Genomic DNA, 12,460 nt, shown 5'->3' on the forward strand with positions numbered 1-12,460 from the left:
CGGAAGCAGGCATCCCCCGTGTCACAGAGCAGGAACGGGATCTGGGCGACGCTGGCCGTCGTCCTGATCGCCGCGGGTGTGATCGTCGTCGTGGCGCTCCGCCCCGACCGGTCCGCGTCGACCGCCCCGCCGGGCAGCGCGGCCGGCCCGGGCGCGGCGTCGGTCGCGTCCGCCGAGCTGACCTTCACCCGGCTGGGCAAACCGTCGCGGACCCAGGTCCGCGACGCCGCCGGGCGGGTGCTGGCGGTGTTCACCGACAAGGCCCGCACGGTACGCGTCGCCGGCCCCGAGCGGACCTTCACCGAGCCCCGCTTCACGAAGTCGTCGGTGACCACCGACGCCTGGATCCGGCTCGCCCCGACCCCGTGGAAGGCCGGTGAGGAGAAGGCGGCATGGTTCCGGCCCTGGCTGGACAAGGCGGTGGGGGACGACAGCCCGGACGCCCTCGCCATCGCGATGGACTACCTGGACGACGCGCCCGCCCGCAAGGACGCCGAGGGCCGCCAGTTCGCCGGTGACGCCTCCTTCGGCCCGCTCTCGGCGGCGGACCCGGACGGTCGTGCCGAGAACTCCGACTTCTACGACTACCTCGGTGTGGAGTGGGACTTCCCGGACGGCAAGCACGAGCGGCCGGCCAAGGACCACTTCCGCAGCCTGGACTGCTCGGGTTTCATCCGGATGGTCTACGGCTACCGGATGAAGTACCCGTTGCGGGGCACCAACACCAAGGGCGCCGGACTGCCCCGCCGGGCGTACGCGATGGCCGGTTTCGGCCCCGGCGCGCTGCTGATCCCGAACACCGGTCGGGCGGCCCGGGACTACGGCGTCCTCCAGGAGGGTGACCTGGTCTTCTTCAACCACGGGGCGAACGCCGGCCCGAGCATCGAGCACTCCGGCATCTATCTCGGTGTCGACGATGCCGGTCACCACCGGTTCTTCTCCAGCCGGGTCAAGGCGGACGGTCCGACGTTCGGTGACTTCGGTGGTGAGTCGCTGCTGGACGGGCCGGGCTACTGGTCGGGCCGGTTCCTGTCGGCACGCCGGGTCTGAGCCCGGCCGGCCGGCAACGCGGGGGTGGCGTGGTCGGGTGCCGGGGCTGCGGGCCGGTGGGTGTCAGCGGCGGGGAAGGTCGGCGGCCACCAGGGCCGCCACCAGGTCCGCCCGACGGTCCTCGGCACGGCGTACCGCCCAGGTGATCTCCAGATGGACGAAGACCGCGCCCTGCTTGCGGGCCGCCTCGGCCTGGGTGTTGGTGGTGCCCTCCAACTCACCGCACCTGCTGGTCCAGGCCCGGCAGGCGACGAAGCCGGCGGTGTCCAGCGCGTCGGCCGTGCGGCGCAGGGCGGGGGTGGAGCGCTTCTGCCCGTTGGAGACCACCATCTCCTCGCCGGGGAGGCTCTGCTCGGCGAAGCCGTGCAGTTGGATCTGGTTGATCCGGTTGCGGGCGAACCGCTCGCTGGCCAGTTGGAACAGGCCCTGGGAGTTGTGCGCCGCGTCCGCCCGCCCGTCGCCGGCCCGGCGGTGTGCGCCGGCGACCAGCATGATGCTGCCCGGCGTCGCCCGGAACAGCCGCAGTCCGATGTCCTCCGTGTGCAGGTCCGAGTTGGGGTGGGGCACCTCGACGGCGAGCCGTACCGGTTGGGACAGGTCCACCATGATCAGGCCCCAGGGCCGCTCCGCGCCGGCCCCGGTGACGAACAGCGCGTAGTCGCGCCCGGTCTGCGGATCGCGGCCCCGGCTGGCGGTGAAGCCCAGCTCGGCCAGCAGCCCGCTCGCCTCCGGCAGCCCCGACTGGTCCCCGGTCACCAACAGTGTCACCGCCCGACGGGCCGTCTGCCGTTCCGTCGGGTCCGGGTCGCGGTAGGGATCGGTCGGCTTGAGCCGGCTGACGAAGTCGGTCACCACCGTGTCCGGGGCCGCCGGGGCGGGCGGGGCGGCGGTGGGCTCGTCGGGTGGCTCGCCACACGCGACGAGCCACAGCGACAGGGCCGCGCAGCACGCCAGGAGACCGTTACGGCGGGTGGAGATTCGGGGCATCGCAGGCAGGCTACCGTGCCGTTCCCGCCGTCGTCGTCACCCCTGGCGGCGGGTGGGTCACTCGCCGAGGATGTGGTCGAGGTGGGGGTTGGTGAGGACCCGGCCGGGGTCGAGTCGGGCGCGGAGGTCCTGGAAGTCGGCGAACCTCGGGTACGCGGTCGCCAGGGACGCCGCGTCCCGGTAGTGCAGCTTGCCCCAGTGGGGTCGGCCGCCCAGCCCGGCAGCGACCTCCTCGAAGGCCCGGAAGTAGGGCTCGTACGGCATGCCGACGTACTGGTGGACGGCGAGGTAGGCCGAGTCACGCCCGTAGCCGTGGGACAGCCAGATGTCGTCGGCGGCGGTGAACCGCACCTCGACCGGGAAGAGCACCTTGAACGGCAGCCGGTCGACGATGCGGCGCAGCTCCGCCAGCGCCTGCGGCAGGGCGGCGCGCGGGATGCCGTACTCCATCTCGACGAAGCGGACCCGGCGCGGGGTGCAGAACACGGTGTCGGAGCGGCCGGTGTAGGTGCGCTCGGTCAGTGCCCGCGCGGACACCGCGCTGATGGTGGGGACCAGCGGCGGCACGGCGCGGCCCAGCCGGCAGGCCCCGGCGAAGACCGTGTTGGCGAGGAGTTCGTCGTCCAGCCAGCCCCGCCAGCGCGGCAGCGGCCGGTCGTCGGCCGGCACCCGGTCGTTGGTCTTGAGCTGCACCCGGTCGGTGTACGGGAACCAGTAGAACTCGACGTGGTCGTGCCGGCCGATGAGACCGGGCAGGTCGCCCAGCACCTCGTCGAGCGGGGCGGGGCGTTCGTGTGCGCGCAGGGTGAACGCGTCGACGCAGCGCAGGGTGACCTCGGCGAGTACGCCGAGCGCTCCCAGGCCGACCCGGGCCGCGGCGAAGATCTCCGGGTGTTCCCCGGCCGAGCAGCGCAGCACCTCGCCGGTGCCGGTGACCAGGGTGAGCGCCTCGACGAAGGTGGAGAGGCAGCCGTACGCGGCACCGGTGCCGTGGGTGCCGGTGGAGATCGCCCCGGCGATGGTCTGCGCGTCGATGTCGCCCAGGTTGGGCATGGCCAGGCCGTGCCCGGCGAGCAGCGCGTTGAGCGCCCGCAGGGTGGTCCCGGCGGGGACGGTGACCAGTCGGGCCGCCCGGTCGACCCGGATCTCGGTCCGCAGGGCGGACAGCTCCATCCGCCGCCCGTCGGACACGGCGATGGGGGTGAACGAGTGGCCGCTGCCGACCACTCTGATCCGTTCACCTGCGCCCGCCACGTCCAGGACCGCCTCGGCTATGTCCTCGACGGTGGTAGGGCGCAGGATGGCGGTGGCGACGCTGTGTTGGTTGCCCGCCCAGTTGGACCAGGCGGTGGCGGTACCGGCCATCGGCGCTCCTCGACATGAATGTGAACTGCCTTCATATCAGGAACGTTGTGCCTGGTAAATACCGCAATCGAGGTCCGCTCGTTGTACCGGTAGTCACGGTCTCGTGACATGTGGATATGTTCTTCCGTCGAAGGGGGGTGGCGTCGAGTGTCCACACCAGCCGCCACGACCGGGCCGCTGCGCCGCGTTCCGGTGCAGGGTCGAAGTGTCGCGCGCGTCCAACGGATGTTGGACGCCTGTGCCGAACTCGTCGACGAGGTGGGGTACGAGGGGTTGACCACCACGTTGCTCGCCGAGCGGGCCGAGGTGGCGATCGGGTCGGTCTACCAGTTCTTCCCGGACAAGCGGGCGATCGTGCAGGCGTTGACCCTGCGCACCATGGAGTCCTACCTCCAGCGCCTCGACGAACGGTTCGCCTCCGACGACCTGACCCACTGGTGGGACGGCGTCGACGCGGGCATCGACGAGTACATCTCGATGCACCGCACCGTCCCGGGGTTCCGCACCCTGCACTTCGGCGACGTCGTCGACCTGCACCTGCTCGACGAGCAGCGGGACAACAACGGCGTGATCGCCGACCAGTTGGCCCGGGTGCTCACCGAACGGTTCGGCATGGTCGACGAGCCGCGCCTGCGGTTCTGCCTGGAGATCGCCGTCGAGGCCGCGGACGCCCTGATCAAGCTGGCGTTCCGCCGTAAGCAGGAGGGCGACGAGCGGGTCCTGGCCGAGGCCAAGGCGCTCATCCGCGAATACCTGCACCGGCACGTCGAGGCCCCCACCCCGCCCGTCGCCCAGCCCTGACCGCCCCCGCCCGCCGCGAACCGGGGAACGGCCCGGCGTCGGGCGAGGGGCGCGCGACGGTCAGAGGAAGGCGTGGCCCTCCCCCCGGTAGGTGGGCACCGTGTCGACGACCGTGTCGCCGTCGACCAGGTGCAGCTCGTTGACCCGCTCGCAGAGTTCACCCGCCTTGGCGTGCCGGAACCACACCCGGTCGCCGATCCGCAGCGCGGCTGCGGCGGCACCGGTCAGCGGGGTCTGTACCTCGCCCGCGCCCTCGCTGCCGACCAGCGCCAGCCCGGCCGGCAGCCACGGCCGGGGCAGCCGGCTCGTGGCGGCGGGGCCGGAGGCGATCCAGCCCCCGCCCAGCACGGTGGCGATCTCCGGCGTCGGCCGGCGGACCACCGTGCAGGCGAAGAACGCCGCCGGGGTCGGCCGCCAGGCCCGGTAGGCGTCGAACAGCGTGGGCCCGTACAGCCCCGATCCGGCGGTGACCTCGGTGACCGCGGGGTCGGCGCTGGTGGCGGCCACGCTGCCGGTGCCGCCGCCGTTGACGAACTCCAGGTCGGCGTGTTCCCGGACGGCGGCGACCGCCGCACCCCGGCGGGCCAGCAGCTCCCGGTACGAGCCGCGCTGGGCGATCCGGATCGCGGCGCTGAGCGCGGCCTGTCCGGGCGGGGCGTCCCCGAGGCCGGCGATCTGTGCCTCGTACGACATCAGGCCGACCAGCCGGAAGCCGGGTCGGCGGGCGACGGCGGCGGCCAGCGCGCCGGCCGCCCGGGCGCTGTGCACCGGCGAGCGGCGTACTCCGACGTGCACCCGCCCGCGCAGCGGTCGCCAGGAGGCGTCCAGGTCGAGGCAGACCCGCAGCTCGGGGCGGCTGCCCGGTGGGCACACCCCGTCGATCAGGTCCAGTTGCTCGGTGCTGTCGATCATGAGGGTGACCGCCGCGACGAGCTGCGGGTCGGCGGCCAGTTCGGTGAGCGCCCCCCGGTCGGCGCTCGGGTACGCCACCAGCGCGTCGTCGGTGACACCGGAGCGGACCAGCCAGTTCGCCTCGGGAACGGTGAACGCCATCACACCGGACCAGCCGGGTTGCCGCAGCGCCCGGGTGAGCAGGTCGCGGGCCCGGATCGACTTGCTGGCGGCGCGGACCGGTTTGCCCGCGCTGCGGGCGGCCAGCGCGGCGGCGTTGGCGTCGTAGGCGGTGAGGTCCACCACGGCGTAGGGCGGGTCGAGGTGGGCGGTCGCCTTGTCGAGGCGTTCGCGCAGGGTGTCGCTGTCGATGGCCACGAATGCACGCTAACTGTCCGGACGGCAATGCGAAATACCCTCACGTCCTACCGGGCTGCGGTCGGTGGCGTTCGCGGCCTAGGCTCGGCGAGCAGGAGAATGTCGCCGGTGGGGAGGCCCCCACCGGGTCTAGAGTGTTCCACCGGGACTGCCCAGCGTTGGGCCGGCACGTGGAGGTACGGCCATCGAAAGCCAGCAGCACGGCGAGTCGTCCGGCGCGTCGTCATCCGGCCCACCGCCCGGTGGCACCGCCCCGACCGACCGGTCCGGGGCGGCGGCGATCCGTTCCGTGCTGCGCATCAGGCCGTTCCGGCGGCTCTGGATCGTCCTCGGCGCGGCCTCCTTCGGCGACTGGCTCGGCCTGCTCGCCACCTCGGTCTTCGCCGCCGCGCAGGTCTCCGGCAGCACCGCCCAGGGTGCCGTGTTCGGTGGCGTGATCGCGATCCGGCTGCTCCCGGCGCTGGTGCTCGGGCCGGTGGCCGGCGTGCTCGCCGACCGGTTCGACAGGCGCTGGACGATGGTCATCTGCGACCTGCTGCGGTTCGTGCTCTTCGCCTCGATCCCGCTGGTCGCGCTGCTCGGCGTCCGGGGCGGCGTGGTGGTCACCTGGGCGGCGATCGCCACCTTCCTCATCGAGTCGATCACCCTGCTCTGGATTCCGGCCAAGGAGGCCGCGGTCCCCAACCTCATCCCGCGCGCCCGGCTGGAGACGGCCAACCAGCTCACCCTGATCACCACGTACGGCCTGACCCCGGTCGCCGCCGCGATCGGCCTGGCGGTGCTGGACCGCAGCGTGCGGGGGATCACCGGCGGGGAGATGCCCGGCTGGGCCGAGCCGGCCCAGCTCGCCCTCTGGTTCAACGCCTTCTCCCGGCTGGCCACCGCGCTGGTGGTGGCCTTCGGCATCAAGGAGATCAGCCAGGCCCAGGCCCGGGAGCGGGGTGAGCGCGCCGAGCAGGGCATGTTCAGCCAGTTCACCGAGGGCTGGAAGTTCATCGGCCAGACCCCGCTGGTCCGGGGCCTGGTGCTGGGGATCTTCGGCGCGTTCGCCGGCGGCGGCATCGTGATCGGCACCGCCAAGTTCTTCGCCGCCTCGCTGGGTGCCGGCGACGCCGCCTTCTACATGCTGTTCGGCGCGATCTTCATCGGGCTGGCGGTCGGCATCGGGCTCGGCCCGATGATCGTGCGGGACATGTCCCGCCGCCGCTGGTTCGGCATGAGCATCGTGCTGGCCAGCGCGTCCGTGCTGGTGCTGGCCTTCGCCATCCACCTGTCGATGGCCATCCTCGGTGCGATCATGGTCGGCGCGGGCGCCGGCATGGCCTTCCTCGCCGGCACCACGCTGCTCGGCGGCGAGGTCGCCGACGAGGTACGCGGCCGGGTCTTCGCCGTGGTGCAGATCGGCACCCGGCTGGTGCTGATCCTGGCCATCGCGCTGAGCAGCCTGCTGGTCGGGGTCGGCGGCTCACGCCAGCTGACCATCGCCGACCTCGGCATCTCGGTCTCGTCCACCCGACTGCTGCTGCTCGCCGCCGGCCTGGCCGGCATCTTCGCCGGGATCAGCGCGTTCGGCCAGATGGACGACAAGAAGGGCGTGCCGGTCCTGGCCGACCTGTGGGGTTCGATGCGCGGCCGGCCACTGATGCCGGCCGAGCCGTTCGTCTCCAACGGGCTCTTCGTGGTCTTCGAGGGCGGCGAGGGGGCCGGCAAGTCCACCCAGCTGGAAACGCTCGCCACCCGCCTGCGTGAGCAGGGCCGCGACGTGGTGGTGACCCGCGAGCCGGGGGCCACGGCCGTGGGTGAGCGGATCCGGGCCCTGGTGCTGGAGGACTCCGGCGCGGACGCCCCGTCCCCGCGCGCCGAGGCGCTGCTGTACGCCGCCGACCGGGCCCACCACGTCGCCACCGTGGTCCGGCCCGCCCTGATCCGGGGCGCGGTGGTGATCAGCGACCGGTACGTCGACTCGTCCCTGGCCTACCAGGGCGCCGGTCGTACGCTGCCGGTCGACGAGGTCTCCTGGCTCTCCTCGTGGGCCACCGGCGGGCTCAAGCCCGACCTGGTGGTGCTGCTCGACGTCGATCCGCGCACCGGCCTGTCCCGGGCGGCGGCCCGCAACCGGGGGACCGACCGGCTGGAGGCGGAGTCGGTCGCCTTCCACGAGCGGGTCCGTTACGCCTTCCTCGACCTCGCGGCCAACGACCCGAAGCGTTACCTGGTGCTCGACGGGGCCCGCCCGGTCGACGAGATCGCCCGCCTGGTCGCCCGCCGGGTGCAGGAGCTGCTGGTGGACCCGGCCGGCATCGTGCACCCCCGCCCGGCGCACGGGCCGGACACCTCGGTGCAGCCCGAGTTATCCGACTCTGAGCTGGTGGGGATGGAGCACCGCACCTGATGTCGGACGTCTTCGCCGACCTGGTCGGTCAGGCCGACGCGGTCGACACCCTGCGCCGGGCCGCCGCGTCGGCCGCCGCCGTGCTGCGCACCGCCCACCTGCCCACCCCCACCGGTGACCCGGACGACGACCTGGCCGCCCTGGCCGAGGCCGACGAGGGGGCCACCGCCGGGGGGACCCCCCCGCCCGTCGACCCGGCGGCCGGGATGACCCACGCCTGGATCTTCACCGGCCCGCCCGGCTCGGGACGCTCGGTGGCCGCCCGCGCCTTCGCCGCCGCCCTCCAGTGCGTGCACGGCACCGGCTGCGGCAGCTGCCCCGGCTGCCACACCACGCTCACCGGCACCCACGCCGACGTCCGGCTGGTGGCCCCCGAAGGGCTCTCCATCGGCGTCGGCGAGATGCGCGCCCTGGTGCTGCGGGCGGCGAGCACCCCGTCCGGCGGACGCTGGCAGGTGGTGATCATCGAGGACGCCGACCGGCTCACCGAGGCGGCCGGCAACGCGTTGCTCAAGGCGGTCGAGGAGCCACCGCCCCGCACGGTCTTCCTGCTCTGCGCCCCGTCCACCCACCCGGAGGACGTCTCGGTGACGATCCGGTCGCGCTGTCGGGTCGTACCGCTGCGGCAGCCCTCGGCGGCGGCGGTCGCCGAGGTGCTGGTCCGGCGGGACGGCGTCACGCCCGACGTGGCGCAGTGGGCCGCCGCTGCCGCGCAGGGGCACGTGGGGCGGGCCCGACGGTTGGCCCGCGATCCCGAGGCACGCCAGCGCCGGGACGCGGTGCTGGCGGTGCCGCGCCGGCTGACCGGGGTGGGCACCGCGCTCGACGCGGCGTCGGCGCTGATCGAGGCGGCCGAGGCGGAGGCGGCGGCTTCGGTGGCGGAATCCGACGCGGCCGAGCGGGCCGCGTTGCAGACCGCGCTGGGCGCGGGCGGCACCGGCCGGGGCGCGGCGGGCGCGACCCGTGGCTCCGCCGGCCAGCTCAAGGACCTGGAGAAGCGGCAGAAGTCCCGGGCCACCCGGGCCCAGCGGGACGCCCTGGACCGGGCCCTGGTGGACCTGGCCGGTTTCTACCGGGACGCGCTCACCTCGGCGCTGCGCGCGCCGGTCGCCCCGGTGCACACCGACACCGCGACGTTGGCCGAGGCGGGCGGGCAGAAATGGGCCCCCGAGGGCTCGCTGCGCCGGTTGGAGGCGGTGCTGGAGTGCCGGGCGGCGATCGAGGCGAACGTGAAACCCCGCATCGCCGTGGAGGCGATGATGCTCTCCCTCTGGCGCGGCTGACCCCCGTTTCCGCCCATCGACACGTGTTGACGGGGTGCGGTACGGTCCCGGTGGGCCGCAGTGATCGTGGTGGCACGCAGGGTGAGGTCTACCTGGGGGGAGATCGGATGCCGCGCGGCGAGATCGACGAGGCGTGGATCGAGGAGGCGGTGCGGCGGTACCGCCGGATCGAGTCCCTCCAGGCCGAGTTCGACCGGGCGGTCGACACCGTCGAGGTGACCGTCCGCTCGCCCGACGGGCTGGTCGAGGTGGTGGTGACCGCCGGGGGCCGGATCACCGACGTGCGTTTCCTCGGGCCGCTGCACACCCGCCACCCCCGGGACGTGGCCGGTTCGGTGCAGGCCGCCGTGACGGCCGCCGCCGACGCCGCCCAGTGGGCCCGGGAGAAGCTGCACAACGAGACCTTCACCGCCTACCGCCCGCTCGCGGGGGCCTGAGGTGGACGCCCTGCGCGCCCTCGCCGCCCGCCTCGACGAGGCCAGCGCCACCCTCGCCGCGCTCTCCCGCACGGTCACGGTGAGTGACCCGCCGCATCCGGCGTTCGGTGCGCACGCCGCCGGTCGCCCCGGTGAGGTCGGACGGGCCCTGCACCGGCAGTGGACCGCCGCCACCGACGGCCGGGCCCGCGAGGCGGGTGCCGCCGCCGCCCGGTTGGCCGCCGCCGCGTCGGCCGTGCGCAGCGCCGCCGACCGCTACGCCACCGCCGACGACGCCGCCCGCCGCCGGCTGGGCGGGGAGGCGTGATGGACCCGCTGGACCGCCTCGCCGAGCCGGGCCTCGACCTGCTCGCCCGGGTCGACACGCTGCTCGCCGCCGGGGCCCCCGAGGGGCACCCCGTCTGGCCGTTGCTGCGCCGGATGCAGCTGCTGCCGGGTGAGGCCCTGCGCGCCTTCCTCGACCTGCACCCCGCGCCACTGGCGACCGCCGGCCACGCCGTGCGCCGGCTCATCCGGGGGTACGACGACGCGTGCGCCGCCCTCACCGACCCGGGGATCTGGTCCGGCCCGGCCGGGTCGTCCTACGACGAGGCCCGTACCGCCCTGCTGCGCCACCTGGACGAGGGGCCGGAGAGCCTGGTGGGCCGGTTGGAGTCCACCGCCGGTTACGCCGACGCGTTGGCCGACTGGGTGGAGGGCAGCCGGTTGGCGGTGGCCCGGGTGCTGGCCGAGGTGCTCGGCTCGACCGAGGCGGTCCGGGTCCGGGCGGCGACCGCCTCCGGTGCCGGGCCCGCCGTCGGGTCCGGGGCGGCGGCCGAGATCGCCACCCGGGTGCTCGCGGTGCTCGGGGTGGCCTACGACGGGGCGGAGACGCTGCTGCGCCAGTGGTCACCCAGCCTGGCCGAGTCGACCTGGCGGTCGACCGGCGGTCCGTCGTACCACGGCGGCCCGCTGCGGATCGGCTGACCGTGACCGGGTCGACTCCCTGGCGGGATGCCCGCCCGCCGCACCCGACCGGGTCCCGCCGATCCGTCGTAGGCTGATGTCATGGGCATGCTCTGCGCGGTCAGCTTCAACCGGTACGGGCGGCTCTACTACCTCGACCCGGGGGAGTTCCGTCCGCAGGTCGGTGACCGGGTGCTCGTCCCCACCGACGACGGCCCCGAGGTGGCGGAGTGCGTCTGGGCGGCGCAGTGGGTCACCGAGGAGACCGACGGTTTCCCGAAGCTGGCCGGGCTGGCCGGTGATGACGACCTGCGCCGTGACGAGTTGCTGCGGCGGCGTAAGGCCGAGGCGAAGGTGGCGGCGAAGCGGCTGATCCGGGAGCACGGCCTGCCGATGAAGGTGGTCGCGGTGGACCACGTCCTCGCCGCCACCGAGGGCACCGGGGACCGGACGACGGTCTACTTCACCGCCCCGCACCGGGTGGACTTCCGCTCCCTGGTCCGGGACCTGGGTGCGACCCTGCACTGCCGGGTGGAGCTGCGGCAGCTCTCGGCCCGTGACTCCGCCCGGGTGCAGGGTGGCATCGGCTCCTGCGGCCGGGACCTGTGCTGCGCCACCTTCCTCAACGACTTCGAGCCGGTGACCATCCGGATGGCCAAGGACCAGGACCTCCCGTTGAACCCGTTGCGGATCTCCGGGGCCTGTGGCCGGCTGATGTGCTGCCTCAAGTACGAGCACCCGCTCTATGCCAAGTTCACCGAGTCCGCCCCGGCGGTCGGCAGCCGGGTCACCACACCCGAGGGGGAGGGCCGGGTGGTCGGCCACAGCGTCCCCCGGGACGCGGTGACCGTCCGGCTGGACGCCGACGGCTCGCGCTCCATGTGTTCCCGTGCCGACGTCTGCGGGTCCCGCAGCGCCTACGAGAGCCGTGACCTGTCCGGCCCGGAGGCGGCGACGCGCTGATCGACGTGACCCGGTTGGCGGAGTCGGTCGTCTGCCGCCGGCACCTCAGGCGCGGTCGTGCAGGGTGACCTGGTAGCCGTCGGGGTCGGCGAAGGTGAATGTCCGGCCGAAGGGGCCGTCGACCGGTGCGGAGACGATGGTGTGCCCGTCGGTGACGAGCGCGTCGTGGATGGCCTGCACGTCCGTGGCGTGTAGCCAGATCGCGGCACCGATGCCGGGCTGGGCGACGGAGTCGAGATCGGTGCCGGTGACGACGTCACGCAGGGCGAACGCGATCGGCCTGGTCGCGAAGACGACGGCGTGCGGGGGCCCGGCCGGCGAGCGGACGAGGCCGAGGTAGCGCTCGTAGAACGCCTGGGAGGCGGCGAGGTCGCGGGCCTGGAGCGAGATGAAGTCGGGGCCGGTGACGGGCATGGTGGTTCTCCTTCTTTCATGTCAGGTTCCTGACACGACTCAACCTATGTCAGAATCCTGACATGAGTCAAGGTGATGCCGGCATCGACCTGAACACGTCCCTGGGCTACCTGCTGAAGGAGGCGTCGAGCGCCCTGCGGGTCGCCATGGAGGAGGTGCTGCGGCCCCTCGGGATGGGCGTGACGCACTACGCCTGCCTCGAACTGCTGGCGCAGCGACCGGGACTGTCGAACTCCGAACTCGCGCGGGGCGCATTCGTGACCCGGCAGACGATGAACGTCCTGCTCCAGAACCTGGAACGGGAGGGCTACGTGACCAGGCCCGCCGAGGCCCCCGTGGGCAAGGCGCTGCCCGCGCGGCTCACGCCGAGCGGTCGACGCAGCCTGGACCAGGCGACCGCCGCCGTCCGCTCGGTCGAGGTCAGAATGCTCTCCGGCATGACCGAGGCCGAACGCTCAGCCGCCTTCCACGCCCTGAAGAGCATGATCCTCTCCCTCGCCTCCCCACCCACCCCACCTCCACCCCCCGCTGATCGGGGTTGATCAAGAGGTTTA

General features: G+C 73.6%; 13 protein-coding genes. 9 read left to right on the forward strand and 4 right to left on the reverse strand.

What is annotated here, in order from left to right; all coding sequences use genetic code 11:
- The first annotated feature begins 18 nt into the window (after positions 1-18).
- Positions 19-1,050 carry an NlpC/P60 family protein gene (locus JQN83_RS03710; RefSeq protein WP_208565562.1) on the forward strand — a complete coding sequence of 344 codons (1,032 nt, stop codon included), beginning with the start codon at positions 19-21 and terminating at the stop codon, positions 1,048-1,050.
- Positions 1,051-1,113: 63 nt separating this feature from the next.
- Here the strand turns inward: JQN83_RS03710 and JQN83_RS03715 are convergent, their stop codons facing one another.
- Together JQN83_RS03715 and JQN83_RS03720 are read right to left on the reverse strand one after the other, a co-directional pair.
- Positions 1,114-2,037: a hypothetical protein gene (locus JQN83_RS03715; RefSeq protein WP_208565563.1), complete on the reverse strand. Its 924-nt coding sequence runs from the start codon at positions 2,035-2,037 to the stop codon at positions 1,114-1,116.
- Between the two features lie 57 nt (positions 2,038-2,094).
- Positions 2,095-3,402 (reverse strand): D-arabinono-1,4-lactone oxidase, encoded by a 1,308-nt coding sequence (locus JQN83_RS03720; RefSeq protein ID WP_208565564.1) that lies wholly within the window; start codon positions 3,400-3,402, stop codon positions 2,095-2,097.
- A 225-nt stretch (positions 3,403-3,627) separates the two neighbouring features.
- Here JQN83_RS03720 and JQN83_RS03725 point away from each other — a divergent pair, with 225 nt between their 5' ends.
- Complete coding sequence (locus JQN83_RS03725; RefSeq protein ID WP_208565565.1) at positions 3,628-4,203, forward strand: TetR/AcrR family transcriptional regulator; 576 nt, start codon at positions 3,628-3,630, stop codon at positions 4,201-4,203.
- Positions 4,204-4,263: 60 nt separating this feature from the next.
- On the opposite strand, the gene JQN83_RS03730 is transcribed toward JQN83_RS03725, so the two are convergent.
- Entirely contained in the window at positions 4,264-5,472 is a 1,209-nt protein-coding gene (locus JQN83_RS03730; protein ID WP_208565566.1) for an amino acid deaminase/aldolase, read from the reverse strand.
- 289 nt (positions 5,473-5,761) lie between these two features.
- Between JQN83_RS03730 and tmk the strand changes: the two genes are divergently transcribed.
- From tmk to JQN83_RS03760, 6 genes are all read left to right on the forward strand, one after another.
- Positions 5,762-7,864 carry a dTMP kinase gene (gene tmk / locus JQN83_RS03735; RefSeq protein ID WP_208565567.1) on the forward strand — a complete coding sequence of 701 codons (2,103 nt, stop codon included), beginning with the start codon at positions 5,762-5,764 and terminating at the stop codon, positions 7,862-7,864.
- Positions 7,864-9,147: a DNA polymerase III subunit delta' gene (locus tag JQN83_RS03740; RefSeq protein WP_208565568.1), complete on the forward strand. Its 1,284-nt coding sequence runs from the start codon at positions 7,864-7,866 to the stop codon at positions 9,145-9,147. Before tmk ends, JQN83_RS03740 begins: the two co-directional genes overlap by 1 nt.
- A gap of 107 nt (positions 9,148-9,254) precedes the next feature.
- A complete protein-coding gene (locus JQN83_RS03745; protein ID WP_208565569.1) occupies positions 9,255-9,584 on the forward strand; it encodes a YbaB/EbfC family nucleoid-associated protein in 330 nt (109 codons plus the stop codon).
- 1 nt (position 9,585) lies between these two features.
- Positions 9,586-9,891 carry a hypothetical protein gene (locus JQN83_RS03750; RefSeq protein ID WP_208565570.1) on the forward strand — a complete coding sequence of 102 codons (306 nt, stop codon included), beginning with the start codon at positions 9,586-9,588 and terminating at the stop codon, positions 9,889-9,891.
- Entirely contained in the window at positions 9,891-10,550 is a 660-nt protein-coding gene (locus JQN83_RS03755; RefSeq protein WP_208565571.1) for a hypothetical protein, read from the forward strand. Before JQN83_RS03750 ends, JQN83_RS03755 begins: the two co-directional genes overlap by 1 nt.
- 81 nt (positions 10,551-10,631) lie before the next feature.
- A complete protein-coding gene (locus JQN83_RS03760; protein ID WP_208565572.1) occupies positions 10,632-11,492 on the forward strand; it encodes a PSP1 domain-containing protein in 861 nt (286 codons plus the stop codon).
- A gap of 45 nt (positions 11,493-11,537) precedes the next feature.
- Here JQN83_RS03760 and JQN83_RS03765 read toward each other — a convergent pair whose 3' ends face one another.
- Positions 11,538-11,906 carry a VOC family protein gene (locus JQN83_RS03765; RefSeq protein ID WP_208565573.1) on the reverse strand — a complete coding sequence of 123 codons (369 nt, stop codon included), beginning with the start codon at positions 11,904-11,906 and terminating at the stop codon, positions 11,538-11,540.
- A 62-nt stretch (positions 11,907-11,968) separates the two neighbouring features.
- Here JQN83_RS03765 and JQN83_RS03770 point away from each other — a divergent pair, with 62 nt between their 5' ends.
- A complete protein-coding gene (locus JQN83_RS03770) occupies positions 11,969-12,448 on the forward strand; it encodes a MarR family winged helix-turn-helix transcriptional regulator (protein WP_208565574.1) in 480 nt (159 codons plus the stop codon).
- Positions 12,449-12,460 lie beyond the last annotated feature (12 nt).

This window comes from Micromonospora antibiotica (genome assembly GCF_017599305.1).
Lineage (GTDB): Bacteria > Actinomycetota > Actinomycetes > Mycobacteriales > Micromonosporaceae > Micromonospora > Micromonospora antibiotica.

Bases quoted from the DNA above. Each gene is read 5' to 3' on its own strand.
- JQN83_RS03715 (WP_208565563.1), bottom strand. From the start codon at position 2,037: ATGCCCCGAATCTCCACCCGCCGTAACGGTCTCCTGGCGTGCTGCGCG.
- JQN83_RS03720 (WP_208565564.1), bottom strand. From the start codon at position 3,402: ATGGCCGGTACCGCCACCGCCTGGTCCAACTGGGCGGGCAACCAACAC.
- JQN83_RS03725 (WP_208565565.1), top strand. From the start codon at position 3,628: ATGTTGGACGCCTGTGCCGAACTCGTCGACGAGGTGGGGTACGAGGGG.
- JQN83_RS03740 (WP_208565568.1), top strand. From the start codon at position 7,864: ATGTCGGACGTCTTCGCCGACCTGGTCGGTCAGGCCGACGCGGTCGAC.
- JQN83_RS03745 (WP_208565569.1), top strand. From the start codon at position 9,255: ATGCCGCGCGGCGAGATCGACGAGGCGTGGATCGAGGAGGCGGTGCGG.
- JQN83_RS03755 (WP_208565571.1), top strand. From the start codon at position 9,891: ATGGACCCGCTGGACCGCCTCGCCGAGCCGGGCCTCGACCTGCTCGCC.
- JQN83_RS03760 (WP_208565572.1), top strand. From the start codon at position 10,632: ATGGGCATGCTCTGCGCGGTCAGCTTCAACCGGTACGGGCGGCTCTAC.
- JQN83_RS03765 (WP_208565573.1), bottom strand. From the start codon at position 11,906: ATGCCCGTCACCGGCCCCGACTTCATCTCGCTCCAGGCCCGCGACCTC.
- JQN83_RS03770 (WP_208565574.1), top strand. From the start codon at position 11,969: ATGAGTCAAGGTGATGCCGGCATCGACCTGAACACGTCCCTGGGCTAC.